At 66.2% G+C, this 16,325-nt stretch carries 17 protein-coding genes; 1 reads left to right on the forward strand and 16 read right to left on the reverse strand.

The genetic code is table 11. The features are described from left to right. The first annotated feature begins 10 nt into the window (after nt 1–10). A complete protein-coding gene (locus tag C8D03_RS23740; protein WP_108050247.1) occupies nt 11–751 on the forward strand; it encodes an SDR family NAD(P)-dependent oxidoreductase in 741 nt (246 codons plus the stop codon). 92 nt (nt 752–843) lie between these two features. On the opposite strand, the gene der is transcribed toward C8D03_RS23740, so the two are convergent. The 16 genes from der to C8D03_RS23820 all read right to left on the reverse strand — a co-directional run bounded on the left by der (nt 844) and on the right by C8D03_RS23820 (nt 16,213). Next, nucleotides 844–2,268: a ribosome biogenesis GTPase Der gene (gene der, locus C8D03_RS23745; protein ID WP_108050249.1), complete on the reverse strand. Its 1,425-nt coding sequence runs from the start codon at nt 2,266–2,268 to the stop codon at nt 844–846. Between the two features lie 199 nt (nt 2,269–2,467). Next, the gene (locus C8D03_RS23750; RefSeq protein WP_108050251.1) at nt 2,468–3,130 is read right to left on the reverse strand and encodes a tetratricopeptide repeat protein; all 663 of its coding nucleotides are present in this window, start codon (nt 3,128–3,130) and stop codon (nt 2,468–2,470) included. Nucleotides 3,131–3,243: 113 nt separating this feature from the next. Beyond that, on the reverse strand, nt 3,244–4,347 hold the full coding sequence (gene queA, locus C8D03_RS23755; protein ID WP_108050253.1) for a tRNA preQ1(34) S-adenosylmethionine ribosyltransferase-isomerase QueA: 1,104 nt from the start codon (nt 4,345–4,347) through the stop codon (nt 3,244–3,246). 8 nt (nt 4,348–4,355) lie between these two features. Continuing rightward, entirely contained in the window at nt 4,356–4,826 is a 471-nt protein-coding gene (locus tag C8D03_RS23760) for a peptidylprolyl isomerase (protein WP_108050255.1), read from the reverse strand. Beyond that, the gene (locus C8D03_RS23765; RefSeq protein WP_146170275.1) at nt 4,826–5,479 is read right to left on the reverse strand and encodes a hypothetical protein; all 654 of its coding nucleotides are present in this window, start codon (nt 5,477–5,479) and stop codon (nt 4,826–4,828) included. The genes C8D03_RS23760 and C8D03_RS23765 overlap by 1 nt, the downstream gene beginning before the upstream one ends. A gap of 31 nt (nt 5,480–5,510) precedes the next feature. Further along, nucleotides 5,511–6,071, reverse strand: coding sequence for a peptidylprolyl isomerase (locus C8D03_RS23770; protein ID WP_465246484.1), 561 nt, complete (start codon nt 6,069–6,071; stop codon nt 5,511–5,513). Nucleotides 6,072–6,513: 442 nt separating this feature from the next. Beyond that, a complete protein-coding gene (locus C8D03_RS23775; RefSeq protein ID WP_108050258.1) occupies nt 6,514–6,744 on the reverse strand; it encodes a DUF1467 family protein in 231 nt (76 codons plus the stop codon). Then, on the reverse strand, nt 6,741–7,154 hold the full coding sequence (locus C8D03_RS23780) for a RidA family protein (RefSeq protein ID WP_181301208.1): 414 nt from the start codon (nt 7,152–7,154) through the stop codon (nt 6,741–6,743). The genes C8D03_RS23775 and C8D03_RS23780 overlap by 4 nt, the downstream gene beginning before the upstream one ends. A gap of 4 nt (nt 7,155–7,158) precedes the next feature. Beyond that, on the reverse strand, nt 7,159–7,563 hold the full coding sequence (mce, locus tag C8D03_RS23785; protein ID WP_108050262.1) for a methylmalonyl-CoA epimerase: 405 nt from the start codon (nt 7,561–7,563) through the stop codon (nt 7,159–7,161). A 31-nt stretch (nt 7,564–7,594) separates the two neighbouring features. Beyond that, nucleotides 7,595–9,265, reverse strand: coding sequence for a ribonuclease J (locus tag C8D03_RS23790; RefSeq protein ID WP_108050264.1), 1,671 nt, complete (start codon nt 9,263–9,265; stop codon nt 7,595–7,597). A 154-nt stretch (nt 9,266–9,419) separates the two neighbouring features. After that, entirely contained in the window at nt 9,420–10,211 is a 792-nt protein-coding gene (locus C8D03_RS23795; protein ID WP_108050266.1) for a biotin--[acetyl-CoA-carboxylase] ligase, read from the reverse strand. An 82-nt stretch (nt 10,212–10,293) separates the two neighbouring features. Beyond that, nucleotides 10,294–11,721, reverse strand: a complete 1,428-nt coding sequence (nuoN, locus tag C8D03_RS23800; RefSeq protein WP_108050268.1) for an NADH-quinone oxidoreductase subunit NuoN — start codon at nt 11,719–11,721, stop codon at nt 10,294–10,296. An 11-nt stretch (nt 11,722–11,732) separates the two neighbouring features. Beyond that, nucleotides 11,733–13,244 carry an NADH-quinone oxidoreductase subunit M gene (locus C8D03_RS23805; protein WP_108051947.1) on the reverse strand — a complete coding sequence of 504 codons (1,512 nt, stop codon included), beginning with the start codon at nt 13,242–13,244 and terminating at the stop codon, nt 11,733–11,735. Between the two features lie 4 nt (nt 13,245–13,248). Next, nucleotides 13,249–15,258, reverse strand: a complete 2,010-nt coding sequence (gene nuoL, locus C8D03_RS23810) for an NADH-quinone oxidoreductase subunit L (RefSeq protein WP_108050271.1) — start codon at nt 15,256–15,258, stop codon at nt 13,249–13,251. 26 nt (nt 15,259–15,284) lie between these two features. Further along, a complete protein-coding gene (gene nuoK / locus C8D03_RS23815) occupies nt 15,285–15,593 on the reverse strand; it encodes an NADH-quinone oxidoreductase subunit NuoK (RefSeq protein ID WP_082609698.1) in 309 nt (102 codons plus the stop codon). Further along, on the reverse strand, nt 15,590–16,213 hold the full coding sequence (locus tag C8D03_RS23820; RefSeq protein WP_108050273.1) for an NADH-quinone oxidoreductase subunit J: 624 nt from the start codon (nt 16,211–16,213) through the stop codon (nt 15,590–15,592). Before C8D03_RS23820 ends, nuoK begins: the two co-directional genes overlap by 4 nt. Nucleotides 16,214–16,325 lie beyond the last annotated feature (112 nt).

A 16,325-nucleotide genomic window follows, 5' to 3' on the forward strand; every position in this document is an offset into this window, starting at 1 on the left:
AGGGATATCCATGACCAAGCCTCTGGAAGGGCGCGTCGCGCTCGTCACCGGCGCCTCGCGCGGCATCGGACGGGCGGCGGCGCTCGCCTTCGCGGATGCCGGGGCCCATGTCGTCGCGCTCGCCCGCACCAGCGGCGCGCTCGAGGAACTCGACGACGAGATCCGCGCCATCGGCGGCACCGCGACGCTGGTTCCGCTCGATCTCGGCGATGCCGCCGGGATCGAGAAGCTCGGCCCTGCCCTGCTTCAGCGTTGGGGCAAGCTCGACATCCTGCTGGCCAATGCCGGCATCCTCGGCCCGCTGTCGCCGCTGACCCACGCCTCGCCCAAGGAGTGGGCCAAGGTGTTCGACACCAATGTCACGGCCAACTGGCGCCTGCTGAAATCGGTCGAGCCGGCGCTGCAGGCGTCCGATGCCGGCCGCGTCATTCTGATGTCGTCGGGCGCGGCGCATAAGTGCCTGGCCTATTGGGGGCCCTATTCGATCTCCAAGGCCGCCGTCGAGGCGATGGGCCGGACCTATGCCGCCGAGACCGTGACGACCCCTCTGAAGGTGATGATGGTCAATCCCGGGCCGTTGCGCACGCGCATGCGGGCCGAGGCGATGCCTGGCGAAGACCCGCTGACGCTGAAGACGCCGGAGGACCTGGCGCCGCATCTGGTCGCGATCGCCTCGCCGGACTGGGCGGAGACCGGCAAGATCTTCGACTTCCCGCAGGGCAAGGTGCTGGCGCCGCAGATGCCGGCGTGACAGCCGTCATGGTCGGCTTTGAGCCGACCATCTCCGGACGAGAATGCTCCCGCAAGAGATGCTCGGGTCAGGCCCGAGCATGACGCTGCGCCTCACCCGGCGCGCTTGTTCTTGTCGTAAGGGTTGTCTCCGCCGCGCGTGTGTAGGCGGATCGGCGTGCCCGGCAGTTCGAAGGCCTCGCGCAGATTATTGACCAGGTAGCGGGTGTAGGACACCGGCAGATGGTCGAGCTGGTTGCCAAACAGCGCGAAGGTCGGCGGGCGGGCCTTGGCCTGGGTCATGTAGCGGATCTTGATGCGCCGGCCGGCGACGGCCGGAGGCGGATGGGCCGAGAGCACGCCTTCGAGCCAGCGGTTGATCTTCGCCGTCGAGACGCGGCGGTTCCAGACGTCATAGGCGCCGAAGACCGCCTGCATCAAACGGTCGATGCCCTCCCCGGCGAGCCCCGAGAGCGGCACGATCGGCACGCCGCGCACCTGCGCCAGAAGATGCCCCGCCTTTTCCTTCAGCTCGGCCAGAAGGCCGTTCTTGTCGGCAACGAGGTCCCACTTGTTCAGGCCGATGACGACGCAACGGCCCTCGCGCTCGGTCAGATCGACCAGCGTCAGGTCCTGCTTCTCGAAGGGAATGGTCGAGTCGAGCAGAACGACGACGACCTCGGCAAAGCGGATCGCGCGCAGCGCATCCTGCACCGACATCTTCTCGAGCTTCTCCTCGATGCGGGCGCGCTTGCGCATGCCCGCCGTGTCGAAGAGCTTCACGGGGCGCCCGCGCCATTCGTAGTCGACCGAGATCGTGTCACGCGTGATGCCGGCCTCTGGGCCGGTCAGCAGGCGTTCCTCGCCGATCATGCGGTTGACCAGCGTCGACTTACCGGCGTTGGGGCGGCCGATGATGGTGACGCGCAGCGGCTTGTCCGGGTCGTTGTACTCGTCGTCCTCGTCGCCGGTGACAGCGGCGGGCGCATCGACCCATTTCTTGTCGCCATAGCTCTCGTCGAAGGCTTCCTCCTCCTCCGGCTCGACATCGACGTAAGGGGCGAGCGCCTCCAGCAGATCCGAGGTGCCCTCGCCATGCTCGGCGGAGAACGGCACCGGGTCACCCAAGCCCAGCGCATAGGATTCGAAAATGCCGTCGAGGCCCTTCCTTCCTTCGGCCTTGTTGGCGAGCAGGATCACGGGCTTGCCGGATTTGCGCACGAGATCGGCGAAGGGCTGGTCCATCGGCGTCAGGCCGAGCCTGGCGTCGATCATGAACAGGATGACGTCGGCCTGGCCGATGGCGGTCTCGGTCTGGGCCCGCATGCGGCCGGCGAGCGAGGCCGGATCGGCCTCCTCCAGCCCGGCCGTATCGATGATGTTGAAGCGCAAATGGCCGAGCGAGGCCTCGCCCTCGCGCCGGTCGCGCGTCACGCCCGGCCGGTCGTCGACGAGCGCGAGCTTCTTGCCGACGAGCCGGTTGAACAGCGTCGACTTGCCGACATTGGGGCGGCCGATGATGGCGACGGTGGCAGTCATGGCAGTTCAGATAATCCTGTTTCGCCGGCGCGGCACGACATGGGTCGAACCATCAAGACGATAAAAACGAACCGTCGTTCCGGACAAGCGGCAAAGCCGCGCCGATCCGGAATCCATGCCGGAACGCTGTTCGGAGAGGCTCAGGCATGGATCCCGGGTCGACCTGCGGCCGGCCGGGATGACGTTCGTCGAATAAAACTCAGTTCCTGGTCTCGACCGGACCGCCCCGCACCAAAGCAAGGTAGAGTTCCGTGCGCTGGCGCAACACGGCGGGCGATTGCGGATCGGTGACGATGGCATCGAACCAGCGGCCGGCATCCTCGAAGAGATTGGCCTTGAGCGCGGCGATGCCGAGGAACTCGCGGGCCGAATGGCGCCAGACGCCCTGTGGCGTCGCCAACGGCTCCAGCGCCGTCCGGAGCTCGGCATAGGGCATGAGGTCGACGCGCAGCATGCCGGCACGCAGCCGGGCGAGATCGCGGTAGAGCTGCGCCAGCGAGCCGTCATTGGCGAGCGCGTCGAAAGCGGTCGCGCCGGCCGCCGCATCGCGCTTGGCCGTCTCGGCGGCAAGGCGGAAGCGGGCGATCTGGCGATAGCCGGCAGGCGCACTCGCGGCGAGTTCGCCCAGAATCGTCTCGGCTTCGGTGCCGTTGCCGTCGCGCGAGGCCTTCAGCGCCGCTTCGAGGCGTGCGCCGACGAGCTGCGAAGCCTGCTGCTCGCGATGCAGCCAGAACTGCCAGCCGGCGACAGACAGCACCGCCAGCACGGCCAGCCCGGTGACGAGCCAGCCATATTTCTTCCAGAGCTCCGCCGCCTTGTCGCGGCGGACTTCCTCATCGATCTCGCGAAAAATATCGGCCATGGTCCGTCAGAATTCCTGTGTGGTGGTGCCGGGTAGCATTTTCACCACGCGAAGGCGAGCCGGAACACGATTTTCCTCGCCGCGCAGCGCCGCGTTCGGACCCTCGGGATGGATCAGCGTGCCGCGGGGCCTGCCGCCGCCCGATACAGCAGGCTGCCGTCCCCATAGGAGTAGAAGCGGTAGCCCCCGGCGATGGCGTGCGCGTAGGCGCGCTGCATCAAGTCGAGCCCGCAGAAGGCCGAGACGAGCATGAACAGCGTCGAGCGTGGCAGGTGGAAATTCGTCAGCAGCAGGTCGACCGCGCGGAAGCGGTAGCCCGGCGTGATGAAGATGGCCGTGTCTCCCGAGAACGGCGCGATGACGCCATCCTCGCCCGTCGCGCTTTCGAGCAGGCGCAGCGAGGTGGTCCCGACCGCGACGATGCGCCCGCCTTTCGCCCTGACCGCATTCAGCGCCGCCGCCGTCTCGGTCGAGACGCTGCCCCATTCGGCATGCATGCGATGTTCGTCGGTGTCGTCCGCCTTGACCGGCAGGAAGGTGCCGGCGCCGACATGGAGCGTGACCAGGTGGCGCGAGACGCCGCGTGCCTCCAGCGCCGCGACGAGACCGGGCGTGAAATGCAGGCCGGCGGTGGGCGCCGCGACCGCCCCATCGGAGCGGGCGTGCATGGTCTGGTAGTCGCGGGCATCCGCCTCATCGGTCGGGCGCTTGCCGGCGATGTAGGGCGGCAGCGGCAATTCGCCGAAGCGCGCGATGGCGTCGTCGAGATAGGCACCGCCGAGGGCAAAACGCAGCTCGACCTCGCCGCCTTCGTCCTTCGCGACAACTTCAGCCTGCAAGCGGCCGAGCTCGCAGACGATTGCCTCGGAATCATCGCCGAAGGTGATCGTCTCGCCGAGCGCGAGCTTCTTGGCAGGCCTCGCAAAAGCGCGCCAGCGATCCGCCGCCTCGCGCTTGTGCAGCATGATCTCGACGCGGGCAGCAGAGTCCCCGCGCCAGCGGCGACCGTAGAGCCGCGAGGGGATGACGCGCGTGTCGTTGAGAACGAGCGCGTCGCCGGGTTCGAGCAGCGAGACGAGGTCGCGGATGCCGCGATCCTCGAAAGACTCTGGCGCATCCGGCCTGACGACGAGCAGACGCGCCGCATCGCGCGGGCTCGCAGGCCTCAGCGCGATGCGGTCTTCGGGGAGGTCGAAATCAAAGAGCCCGACATCCACGGTGGGGCTCAGGCCGCGTCGGCCATCACCTTCATCGAGACAATCGAATCGGGATCGCGCACCGGCTCACCGCGCTTGATCGTGTCGACGATCTCCATGCCTTCTACGACCTGCCCCCAAGCGGTGTACTGCTTGTCGAGGAAGCGGGCGTCCTCGAAGACGATGAAGAACTGGCTGTTGGCCGAGTTCGGGTTCTGCGAGCGAGCCATCGAGCAGACACCGCGGACATGCGGCTCGGCGTTGAACTCCTGCGCCAGGTCTGGCAGGTCCGAACCGCCGGTGCCGGTGCCATGCGGGCAGCCGACCTGGGCCATGAAGCCGTCGATGACACGGTGGAAGACGATGCCGTCATAGAAGCCCTTGCGAGCGAGCGTCTTCAGGCGCTCGACATGGTTCGGGGCGAGATCGGGACGCAGCTTGATCACCACCTTGCCCTTGGTGGTCTCCATGACGAGGGTGTTCTCGGGATCGAGGGACATCAGATCGGCCTTTCGTTGGACGGCGCGCGGCCGTGGAAGCGGATGGACAAAGGTCGCCCCGCGATAGCCGCTCCAAGCGGCGGGGACAACCTCATTGGTGTGCAGCCGCGAACGGCAGCGATCACCGATTCGGTGAAGCGCTGGCGCAGTTCGGCATCGGTCTGCCTGGTTTCCCAGGTCACGCGGGGCTGGCCGAACAGCGAGCCGTCACGGCGCAGGCTGAAGCGGACGGTCGCCATCGCGCCGGCATCGGGCCCCTCGATCGCGGGTGGAGTCCAGCAGCGGCGCAAGGCCGGGGCGATATCGGCGAGGCGATCAAGTGCCTCGCCGTCGAACGACTTGGTGGCGGGCTCGATCACGCCGATGACGCCGATCTCGCCACTGCCCGAGCGCTGCGGGGGCCGGCGGCTGCGCTCGCCGCCTCCCGGCAGGTCAGCATCGCCGCCGAAACGGCCGCCGACGCCCGGCAAATAACGCTGCCCCGACGGTGGCGGCAACACCGGGTTCTGCGAACCGGACCGTGGCGGCAGGACCGGGTTCTGGAAGCCGGATGGCGGCGGCAGGCCGAAATCGGTCGTGCCCTGCGCACGAGCGCCCGTCATCGCCGCAAGCAGTGCGGCCGCCATGACGGAAAGCGCCCATGCGCGCAACATCACCCTGCCCCTCTCGACCCGCCTCGCAAGCTTACTTCACGTCGGACTGAAGCCGCATGCGCACGATCTTGTCGGGGCCCGAGACCTGGCCGCTGCCGGCCGCGCCCTTCTTGATCTTGCGCACCGCTTCCATGCCCGAGACGACCTCTCCGAAGAGCGTGTACTGGCCGGTCAGCGAGCCGCAGCCTTCAAAGCAGATGAAGAACTGCGAATTGCCGGAATCGGGCGATTGCGAGCGGGCCATGCCGACCGAGCCGACCTTGTAGGGGGTCGGGGTGAACTCGGCCTTGATGTTCGGCAGGTCGGAACCTCCCGTGCCGGTGCCCGTCGGATCGCCGGTCTGGGCCATGAAGCCGTCGATGACGCGGTGGAAGACGATGCCGTCATAGAAGCCGCGCTTGGTCAGCGCCTTGATCTGCGCGACATGCTTGGGCGCGAGATCGGGCCGCAGCCGGATCGTCACGGGGCCATCCTTGGTTTCCAGAACCAGCGTGTTGGCCGGGTCCGGCGCCTGCGCCTGTGCGGGCATCTGGGCCAGGCCGAGCGACGCCAGGACGGTAAGGGTAGCGAGCGAGCTGCGCAGCATTGTCATCTCCATGGCCGCCGACGATCCGGCGGGAGTCTTGTCATCGCGGGTCCTAGCGGCATCCTTTGACCGGAACAAGGCGCCCCAGGCCGCCGAATCGCACGATGTTGCACTGCACAAGTGCAGTTGAGAATAATTTTGCAAAAAGATCAGGCTAGGCATGCCTAAAGTGATGACAGAGCTGTCGCAATCGGTTATCAAACCCTTGCTGGACACGCTTTGCTGGACGAAGCGCCGCGGACCAGGTCTCGGGAGGACAAACGCCCGCCTAGTATACGAGTCGCACGCAACCAGACGCGCGCCGTTACTGCGGTAAAAACAGACTTAAAGAAGGCAAGGCATCTGCCTTGCCTTTTTCTTTTTCTGTTGTCCGTCGACCAACTGGTGATCCGCCCGAGACAGCGCAGCAGCCCGGACGATCCCGTTCCCTCGCCTGAACCAGCGCTGCCTAGAGATCGAACGTCGCCCAGACATACCAGACGATCGCGAAGACGACCGCGGCGATGACCGAGGTGATCAGCGCCTTGCGCAACAGGCCCGGCAAGGCGGGCGCCCCGGGCTCAGTGCCTTGCGTGATCTCACCCGTCTCCGACTGGCTGCGGACACCGAAGGGCAGGACGGCGAAGAGCACCGTCCACCAGATCACGAAATAGACGGCGAGTGCGCTGGCGACGGTCATGCCCGCCGGTCCTTGGCCCCATCGTCCGCAAGAGCGATGCAGGAAAACGCGACGCGCGCCTGCGTCGGCACGCCGAAGCGCGCGGTATGCCGGGCGGGCAGCCCGCCTGGAAAATGCTTCACATATTCGGCGTTGCAGGCCGCGTAGTCGGCCGGGTCCGTGATCAGCATCGTCATCTGGACGACGCGGTCGAGAGCGCTGCCGGCCTCGGCGAGAATCCCGGCGATATGCGCCAGCGCATTGCGGACCTCGTCGGCCGGCGTCTCGCCGCGACGGATGCCCCGCGCCGGGTCATGGGGAGCCGAATGGCCGGACACGAAGACGAGCCCACCGGCCCGCGTCGCGGCGCTGAAAGGGCGCGGCGAGCCTGGCTCCGGCTGGCCGAAAAAGTTGATGTCGGGCGCAGCCATGGTCTCAGGCCTGCTCGAGTTCGACCAGCGTGCCGGTGAAGTCCTTCGGGTGCAGGAAGATGACCGGCTTGCCATGCGCGCCGATGCGCGGCTCGCCGCTGCCGAGCACACGTGCCCCCATCTCCTTCAGGCGATCGCGGGCAGCGATGATATCGTCGACCTCGTAGCAGATGTGGTGGATGCCGCCATCGGGATTGCGCTCGATGAACTTGCCGACCGGCGAGTCGGTCCCAAGCGGCTCCAGCAGCTCGACCTTGGTGTTCGGCAGCTCGACGAACACGACGGTGACGCCATGCTCCGGCTGCGGCAGGGGCTGGGAGACGTGCGCGCCCAGCGTGTCGCGATAGAGCGCGGTCGCCGCCGCGAGATCCTTCACGGCGATGGCAACGTGGTTGAGGCGTCCGATCATGCTTGCGCTCCCATCTGGCTACCCGCCGATCCTAAACCTCGATCACCAGCGCATGCACCAGCGGCTTCTTGCCCCACTCCTCGTTGACGGCGCTGCGCAGGCCACGCTCGAGCGCATTGCGGAGCGCCTCGGGATCGCGGCGGCGGGCCTTGGGGATGCCGTCGATCAGTTCGGAGACGGCGTCCGCCACATATTCGTCGAAGCCGGTGCCGTCGCGCGTGTAGGGCGGCAGGCCGAGCACGGCGATCTCGGGATCACCCGCGAGCCCGCCCTTCTCGTCGATCGCAACCGCGACCGAGATCATGCCGACGAAGGACAGGCGGCGGCGCTCGGGAATCGTCTTCTCCAGGGCGTTCACCAGCAGGTGGCCGTCCTGATAGAGCCGGCCATGCGTGACCTCGTCGATCTTGCTGGCGCCCTCAGTCGAGATCGCGACGACATCGCCATTGCCGGCGCGGACCACAGTCTTGACGCCGAGCCCGCGCGCGAAGATCGCATGCTCGGACAGATGCAGGTCCTCGCCATGAGCGGGGATGACGATCTTCGGTTTCAGCCAACCATAGAGCCTGGCCATCTCCTCGCGGCGCGGATGGCCCGAGACATGGACGAGATGCGTCCTGTCCGTGATGATCTCGATATTGTCGCGGGCGAGCGCGTTCTGGATGGCGCCGACCGCCTTCTCATTGCCCGGAATGGTGCGCGAGGAGAAGATCACGCGATCACCCGGCGTCAGCGTGATTTCCGGGTGGTCGTCAGAGGCAATGCGCGAGAGCGCGGCGCGCGGCTCGCCCTGGCTGCCGGTGAGGAGCGCCACGACCTTGTCGCGCGGCAGATAGCCATAGGTATCGGCCGAGCGGAAGGCGGGGATGCCGTCGAGATAGCCGCATTCGCGCGCGACGTCGATGACGCGGTCCATGGCGCGGCCGACGACGACGACCTCGCGCTGATCCGCCATCGCGGCCTCAGCCACGGCCCGCAGGCGCGCAACGTTGGAGGCGAAGGTGGTGACGGCGACGCGGCCCGGGGCCGAACGGACCAGTTCCTTGAGCTTCGCTGCGACCTCCGCCTCGCTCGGCGAGGTGCCGTCGCGCATAACATTGGTCGAGTCGCAGATCAGCGCCAGCACGCCCTCGTCGCCGAGTTCGCGCAGCCGCTTCTCGTCGGTCGGCAGGCCGACCTGCGGGGTCGGATCGATCTTCCAGTCGCCGGTATGGATGACGAGGCCGACCGGCGTACGGATGGCGAGCGCGTTCGATTCGGGGATGGAGTGGGCGACCGGCACGAATTCGATGTCGAAGGGGCCGAGCGTCACGCGCCCGCCCTGGGCGACGACATGCATCGGCACCTTGGGCGCGCCCGGCTCCGACAGGCGGCGCGTGGCGAGAAGACCGGCGGCGAAGCGCGTGCAATAGACCGGCGCGCGCAGGGACGGCCAGAGCGCTGCGAGCGCGCCGATATGGTCCTCATGGGCATGGGTGATGATGATGCCCAGCAGGTTCGCGCGTTCCTCGATGATGTAGCGCAGATCCGGCAGCACGATATCGACGCCCGGCGCTTCAGGGCCAGCAAAGGAGAGGCCGCAATCGACCAGGATCCATTTCCGCCGACCTTCCGGGCCGAAGCCGTAGAGGGCGGCGTTCATGCCGATCTCGCCGAGGCCGCCAAGAGGAACGAAAACGAGCTGGTCTTTGGAACGGGTCACGAAGAATCCTGACTGGGACAATGGGCGCGCGGACGCCGGATGTGAGCGGGAGCCCTACCACGCCGGGCAGCAGGTCTCCATAGCGGGTTGGCTGGGTGGATCACCCCTTTTCCCGCAGCCCTCCCCTTCAAGATGCGGGCTTGCGGCCGGCTTCTCAGGATGAGGGCCGAGGGTCGGGAGAGGCTCCGAAAAAGAGATCGCCCGCATCGAACGGGCGGATGCCGGCCGGGGTTTCGAGCAGGAGCCGCCCGGTCGGATCGATGCCGGCAAAGACGCCGCTGACCGCTCCGTCAGGAGGCCTGATCGTGATGGTCTGGCCAAGGAAGGCGGCACGTTCGAGCCAGGCCTGCCGGATCGAGCCGAAGCCACCCGCGGCCTGCCATGTCGCGAAGCGGACGGCCCAGGCGTCGCCGAGCGCGACCAGCATGGCCTCGATCGTCGCGGCCGGGGCATGCGCCTGCAGGAAATCAGCCGGATAGGGTGTCCCCTGCGCGCAGGAGGCGATGTTGACGCCCAGCCCGATGACGACGCTGAACTGCCCTGCCCGGCTCTCGCCTTCGAGCAGCAGTCCGGAGCATTTGGCACCGTGGATCAGGAGGTCGTTCGGCCATTTCAGCGCCAGCCGCGGCGCCGCGAGACCCGTCACCCTGGCGGCTGCGTCATGCAGGGCGAGCCCAGCGACGAAGCCGAGTTGCGGAGCGAGCACCGGCTCGCAGGGCGCGACCAGCAGCAGGCTGGCGTAGAGATTGCCGGGCGGCGAGGTCCATTGCCGACCATGACGGCCGCGGCCGGCATTCTGGCTGCGGGCGACGATCCAGAGCTTGCCGGTATCGCCCTGGGCGAGCGCGCGGCGCGCCTCCTCCATGGTCGAGCCGACCTCGTCTCGGACGATCAGCCGGTAGCCGGCGGCGCGGGCGGACTCACCGAGCACGGCGCGACCGATCATTCTCGGGCGATGCGAAGCACAGCCCCAAGAACGTCTGGCAGGAGATGCTCGGGTCAGGCCCGAGCATGACGCGCTTGCGCACTCAGAACAGCGACTTCGCCGCAGCCGCAGCCGAATTGAGCAGCGGCGCGGGCAGAAGCGAGAGCGCCAGTACGAAGAGCGCCGATACCAGCAGCACGGCACGCACGCCGAGATCGCCCTTCTCGAAGGCGGGCTTCGCATCGTCGAAATACATCACCTTGACGAGGCGCAGGTAGTAATAGGCACCGACCACGCTGGTGACGACGCCGATGACGGCCAGCACATAGAGCTTTGCGTCGATCGCGGCCAGGAAGACGTAGAACTTCGCCCAGAAGCCGGCCAGCGGCGGGATGCCGGCGAGCGAAAACATCATCATCGACAGCGCGAAGGCCATCCACGGGTTGGTCCGCGACAGGCCCGCGAGCTCCGAGATGTCCTCGACCGCCTTGCCGTCGCGGCGCATCAGCAACACGCAGGCGAAGGCGCCGAGCGTCGTCGCGAGATAGATCGCCATGTAGACGAGCACGCCCTGCACGCCACCCGCGGTGCCGGCCGCGAGGCCGACCAGCGCATAGCCCATATTCGCGATCGAGGAATAGGCCAGCAGGCGCTTGATGTTGCTCTGGCCGATCGCGGCGAAAGCGCCCAGGGCCATCGAGGCGATCGAGATGAAGACGACGATCTGCTGCCATTCATGCAGCGCGCCCGGGAAGGCGCCGACGAAGATGCGTACGACCATCGCCATCGCCGCCATCTTGGGGGCGGAGGCGAAGAAGGCGGCGACCGGGGTCGGCGCACCCTCATAGACGTCGGGCGTCCACATGTGGAACGGCACCGCGGAAATCTTGAACGCCACGCCGGCGGCGATGAAGACGATGCCGAAGATCAGGCCAATGCCGGGATGTCCGTGCTGCACGGCGGCCGCGATGCCCGGATAGGTCACCGTCCCGGTGAAGCCATAGACCAGCGAGGCGCCATAGAGCAGCATCCCTGAGGAGAGCGCGCCGAGGACGAAGTATTTCAGGCCGGCTTCCGTCGACTTGGCGTTGTCGCGGTCGAAGGCGGCGACGACATAGAGCGCCAGCGACTGCAGTTCGAGGCCGACATAGAGGCTGATGAGATCGTTCGCCGAGATCATCATCATCATGCCGATGGTGGCGAGGACGACGAGGATCGGGAACTCGAAGCGCATCGAGCCGTCGCGGCGCAAGCTGTCCGACGAGAGCAGGATCGCAGCCGCGGCGCCGAGCAGTGTCAGCACCTTGAAGAAGCGGGCGAAGCTGTCGACGACGAAACCGTCGTTGAAGGTCAGCACCTTGCCCTGGCCCGAGAGCACCAGCACGAGCGTCAGCGCAAACAGCGCCAGCGCCACGCCTTCGAGCAGGCGCGTCGCGCGCTCGCCCCGGATCGCGCCAACAAGCACCATCGCGATGGCGCCGAGGCTAAGGATGATTTCCGGAAGCGCCGGGCCGAGAGCGGGCAGAGCCATCCTGCGAGACCTTACTGAATAGCCAGCATCGCCGTTTTCGCGGCGGTGAGTGCGGCCTGATAGTTCTTGATGAGGGCTTCGGTCGGCGCGGCGAAGGCGTCGAGGATCGTGCCCGGACGGATGCCGTACCAGATCGTCAGCAGCACCAGCGGGGCGAGGATCACCATCTCGCGGCGGTCGAGATCCATGATGTCCTTGAGCTCGGGCTTGACCAACTCGCCGAAGACGACGCGGCGATAGAGCCAGAGCGCATAGCCGGCAGAGAGGATGACGCCCGAGGATGCGATGAAGGCGACCCAGGGGTTGGCCTTGAAGGCGCCCATCAGCGTCAGGAACTCGCCGACGAAGCCTGCCGTGCCGGGCAGGCCGACATTGGCCATGGTGAAGACCATGAACACCACGGCGTAGATCGGCATCCGGTTGACCAGCCCGCCATAGGCGGAAATCTCGCGGGTGTGCATGCGGTCGTAGATGACGCCGACGCAAAGGAAGAGCGCGCCCGAGACCAGCCCGTGGCTGACCATCTGGAACATCGCGCCCTGGATGCCCTGCGTCGTCAGCGTGAACAGGCCCATCGTGACGAAGCCCATATGGGCGACCGACGAGTAGGCGATCAGCTTCTTAATGTCCTCCTGCATCAGCGCCACCAGCGACGTGTAGACGATGGCGATGACGGAGAGCGCGAAGACGAAGGAGGCGAAATACTGCGACGCCTCCGGGAACATCGGGATCGAGAAGCGGATGAAGCCGTAGCCGCCCATCTTCAGCATGATCGCCGCCAGCACGACGGAACCGGCGGTCGGCGCCTCGACGTGGGCATCGGGCAGCCAGGTGTGGACCGGCCACATCGGCATCTTCACCGCGAAGGAGGCGAAGAAGGCGAGCCAGAGCCAGGTCTGCATGCCGGACGGGAACTTGTGCGCCAGCAGCGTCGGGATGTCGGTGGTGCCGGCATTCCAATACATCGCCATCAGCGCGAGCAGCAGCAAGACCGAGCCAAGCAGCGTGTAGAGGAAGAACTTGTAGGAGGCGTAGACGCGCCGCTTGCCGCCCCAGATGCCGATGATCAGGAACATCGGGATCAGGCCACCCTCGAAGAAGAGGTAGAACAGCACGAGATCGAGCGCCACAAAGACGCCGATCATCAGCGTCTCCAGGATCAGGAACGCGACCATGTATTCGCGCACCCGCTTCGTGATCGAGTGCCAGGACGCCAGGATGCAGAACGGCATCAGGAAGGCGGTCAGCACCACGAAGGGGAAGGAGAAGCCGTCGACGCCGAGCTTGAACTTGATCGCGTCCGAAACCCAGGCATGGGTCTCGACCATCTGGAAGCCGGGATTGGCCGGATCGAACTGCGCCCAGGCGACACAGGCCAGAACGAAGGTCGCGATCGTCGCGGCGAGCGCCGCATAGCGCGCATTGGAGTCGACCGAGGCCTCGTCGCCGCGCTGCGCCAGGATAAAGGCCGCACCGACCAGCGGCAGGACGAGAAGACCGGTGAGGATACCGAAGCCGAACATCATCTCACCCGCGCGCCAAGAGATACCAGGTCACGAAGCCTGCGACGCCGATCAGCATGGCGAAGGCGTAGTGATAGACATAGCCGGTCTGGAGCCGGACGACCCGGTTGGTCACGTCCACGATGCGCGCGGAGACACCATCGGGGCCCATACCGTCGATGACGAAGCCGTCGCCTTTCTTCCAGAGGAATTTCCCGATCCACATCGCCGGCTTCACAAAGAGGAAGTCGTAGATCTCGTCGAAATACCACTTGTTGAGCAGGAAATTGTAGAGGACCGGGTTCGCAGCAGCGAGCTTGCCGGGAACATCCGGGCGCAGGACGTACATGTAGAGCGAGACCAGGAAGCCCAGCACCATCGCGATGAAGGGCGACGCGATCACCCAGCCCGGAACCTCGTGCATCTCGTGCAGGATGTGGTTGTCCTTGCCGGTGAACAGCGCGGCCTTCCAGAAGTGCTCGTAGTTATGGCCGATGAACGCCTCCTTGAAGGCGAAGCCGGCAGCGACCGCGCCCAGCGAGAGCACGGCGAGCGGGATCAGCATCACCAGCGGGCTCTCATGCGGCATGTGGTCATGGCCATGGCCGTGATGATCGTCATGGGCATGCGCTGCATGGGCGTGGTCGTCGTGACCGTGTGCGGCATGAGCATCCGCACTCCAGCGCGGCTTGCCCTCGAAGGTCATGAAATACAGCCGCCAGGAATAGAAGGAGGTGAAGCAGGCAGCCACCACCAGCAGCACGAAGGCATAGGAGGCGGCGAAGCCCTTGTGCGCGACTGCGGCATAGGCGCTCTCGATGATCGCGTCCTTGGAGAAATAGCCGGCGAAGAGCGGGAATCCGGTCAAGGCCAGCGTACCGATCGTCATGGCAGCCGCCGTCAGCGGGATGTGCTTGCGCAGGCCGCCCATGTTCCGCATGTCCTGCTCGTGATGCATCGCATGGATGACGGAGCCAGCACCCAGGAACAGCAGCGCCTTGAAGAAGGCGTGGGTGAAGAGATGGAAGATGCCGGAGGAATAGGCTCCAACGCCCAGCGCCACGAACATGTAGCCGAGCTGCGAGCAGGTCGAATAGGCGATGACGCGCTTGATGTCGTTCTGAACGAGGCCGACCGTCGCGGCGAAGAAGGCGGTGGTCGCGCCGATGACGATGACAACTGTCAGGGCGACGGGCGCATATTCGAAGATCGGCGAGAGCCTCGCCACCATGAAGACGCCGGCGGTGACCATGGTCGCGGCATGGATCAGGGCCGAGACCGGGGTCGGGCCTTCCATCGCGTCCGGCAGCCAGGTGTGCAGCAGGAACTGCGCCGACTTGCCCATGGCGCCCATGAACAGCAGCAGCGCGGTCAGCGTCAGCGCGTTCCAGTCATAGCCGAGGAAACGGAAGCTGCGCTCGGTGAGGCCGGCGATCTGCGGGAAGATGCTTTCGAAGCCGACCGAGCCCGTCAGCACGAAGACCATGAAGATGCCGAGCAGGAAGCCGAAATCGCCGACGCGGTTGACGATGAAGGCCTTCATCGCCGCGGCACAGGCGGAGGGCTTCTGATACCAGAAGCCGATCAGCAGATAGGAGGCGAGGCCGACGCCTTCCCAGCCGAAGAACATCTGCACCAGGTTGTCGGCCGTCACCAGCATCAGCATGGCGAAGGTGAAGAGCGACAGATAGGCGAAGAAGCGCGGCCGATGCGGATCCTCGTGCATGTAGCCGATCGAATAGAGATGCACGAGCGACGAGACGGTGTTGACGACGACCAGCATCACCACGGTCAGCGTGTCGATGCGGAACGCCCAGTCGACCCGCAGGTCGCCGGAGGCCAGCCAGGTCGCGATCTGAACGCGCGTCGTGCCGGCGCCGAAGCCGACCTGGAAGAAGGCGACCCAGGACAGAACGGCCGAGACGACCAGAAGCGAGGTGGTGACGATCTCCGAGCCGCGCGCGCCGATCAGCCGGCCGAAGAGGCCGGCGATCAGGAAGCCGATCAGGGGGAGGAAGACGATCGCGTGATACATCGGGCGGTTCCGGGCGCGTGCGCGCCTCAGCCTTTCATCATGTTGATGTCTTCCACCGCGATCGTGCCGCGGTTGCGGAAGTAAACGACGAGAATGGCGAGCCCGATCGCAGCCTCGGCCGCCGCGACCGTCAGCACGAGCAGGGCGAAGACCTGGCCGACGATGTCGTTGAGGAAAGCCGAGAAGGCGACGAAGTTCAGGTTCACCGAGAGCAGGATGAGCTCGATCGACATCAGGATGACGATGACGTTCTTGCGGTTGATGAAGATGCCGAGGACGCCGAGCGTGAAAAGGATCGCGCCGACGGCGAGGTAATGGCCAAGTCCGATCATCAGACCGTCTCCTCCGGCAGGGCGGCGCCGGAGGGCACCTTCTTGACGTCCATCGCGGTCGCCTTGGTGCGCGCGTTCTGCACCACGATATCCTGGCGCTTGATGCCGACGCGCTCGCGCAGCGTCAGCACGATCGCGCCGATCATGGCGACGAGCAGGACGAGCCCGGCCGCCTGGAAGTAGTAGACATACTGGGTGTAGAGCACCCGCCCGAGCGCCTCGGTGTTGGTGATGTCGGCGGGGATCGCCGCGACCGGCGCCTTGACGATCTGCGGGTCGATGACCCAGGCGCCGACGATGAGCAGCAACTCGACCGCGAAGATCAGCCCGATCAGCGCCCCGATCGGCAGGTAGTTCAGGAAGCCCTGGCGAAACTCGGCGAAATCGACGTCGAGCATCATCACCACGAAGAGGAAGAGCACCGCGACCGCGCCGACATAGACGACGATCAGCAGCATCGCCAGGAACTCGGCCCCGAGCAGCAGGAACAATCCCGCCGCATTGACGAAGGCCAAGATCAGGAAGAGCACCGAGTGAACGGGGTTGCGCGAAGCCACCACCATGAACGCCGAAGCGACGGTGATGCCTGCGAACAGATAGAAGAAAGCCGCTGCGGCATTCATCTCGGTCAGCCTTTCCGCCCCTGCGGGCGGCTCTCGTTTTCAATCACGCCCGACTCTCGTGGGGCGCAGTTTGGAGCGTCTATAGTCAGGGCAGCAGCAGCGGACAACCGCG

Source organism: Bosea sp. 124 (assembly GCF_003046175.1).
Classification (GTDB): domain Bacteria; phylum Pseudomonadota; class Alphaproteobacteria; order Rhizobiales; family Beijerinckiaceae; genus Allobosea.

Excerpts from the sequence above, each read along its gene's own strand:
- C8D03_RS23740 (WP_108050247.1), top strand. The coding sequence starts at position 11 with ATGACCAAGCCTCTGGAAGGGCGCGTCGCGCTCGTCACCGGCGCCTCG.
- der (WP_108050249.1), bottom strand. The coding sequence starts at position 2,268 with ATGACTGCCACCGTCGCCATCATCGGCCGCCCCAATGTCGGCAAGTCG.
- C8D03_RS23750 (WP_108050251.1), bottom strand. The coding sequence starts at position 3,130 with ATGGCCGATATTTTTCGCGAGATCGATGAGGAAGTCCGCCGCGACAAG.
- C8D03_RS23760 (WP_108050255.1), bottom strand. The coding sequence starts at position 4,826 with ATGTCCCTCGATCCCGAGAACACCCTCGTCATGGAGACCACCAAGGGC.
- C8D03_RS23765 (WP_146170275.1), bottom strand. The coding sequence starts at position 5,479 with ATGTTGCGCGCATGGGCGCTTTCCGTCATGGCGGCCGCACTGCTTGCG.
- C8D03_RS23770 (WP_465246484.1), bottom strand. The coding sequence starts at position 6,071 with ATGACAATGCTGCGCAGCTCGCTCGCTACCCTTACCGTCCTGGCGTCG.
- C8D03_RS23775 (WP_108050258.1), bottom strand. The coding sequence starts at position 6,744 with ATGACCGTCGCCAGCGCACTCGCCGTCTATTTCGTGATCTGGTGGACG.
- C8D03_RS23780 (WP_181301208.1), bottom strand. The coding sequence starts at position 7,154 with ATGGCTGCGCCCGACATCAACTTTTTCGGCCAGCCGGAGCCAGGCTCG.
- mce (WP_108050262.1), bottom strand. The coding sequence starts at position 7,563 with ATGATCGGACGCCTCAACCACGTTGCCATCGCCGTGAAGGATCTCGCG.
- C8D03_RS23795 (WP_108050266.1), bottom strand. The coding sequence starts at position 10,211 with ATGATCGGTCGCGCCGTGCTCGGTGAGTCCGCCCGCGCCGCCGGCTAC.
- nuoN (WP_108050268.1), bottom strand. The coding sequence starts at position 11,721 with ATGGCTCTGCCCGCTCTCGGCCCGGCGCTTCCGGAAATCATCCTTAGC.
- C8D03_RS23805 (WP_108051947.1), bottom strand. The coding sequence starts at position 13,244 with ATGTTCGGCTTCGGTATCCTCACCGGTCTTCTCGTCCTGCCGCTGGTC.
- nuoL (WP_108050271.1), bottom strand. The coding sequence starts at position 15,258 with ATGTATCACGCGATCGTCTTCCTCCCCCTGATCGGCTTCCTGATCGCC.
- C8D03_RS23820 (WP_108050273.1), bottom strand. The coding sequence starts at position 16,213 with ATGAATGCCGCAGCGGCTTTCTTCTATCTGTTCGCAGGCATCACCGTC.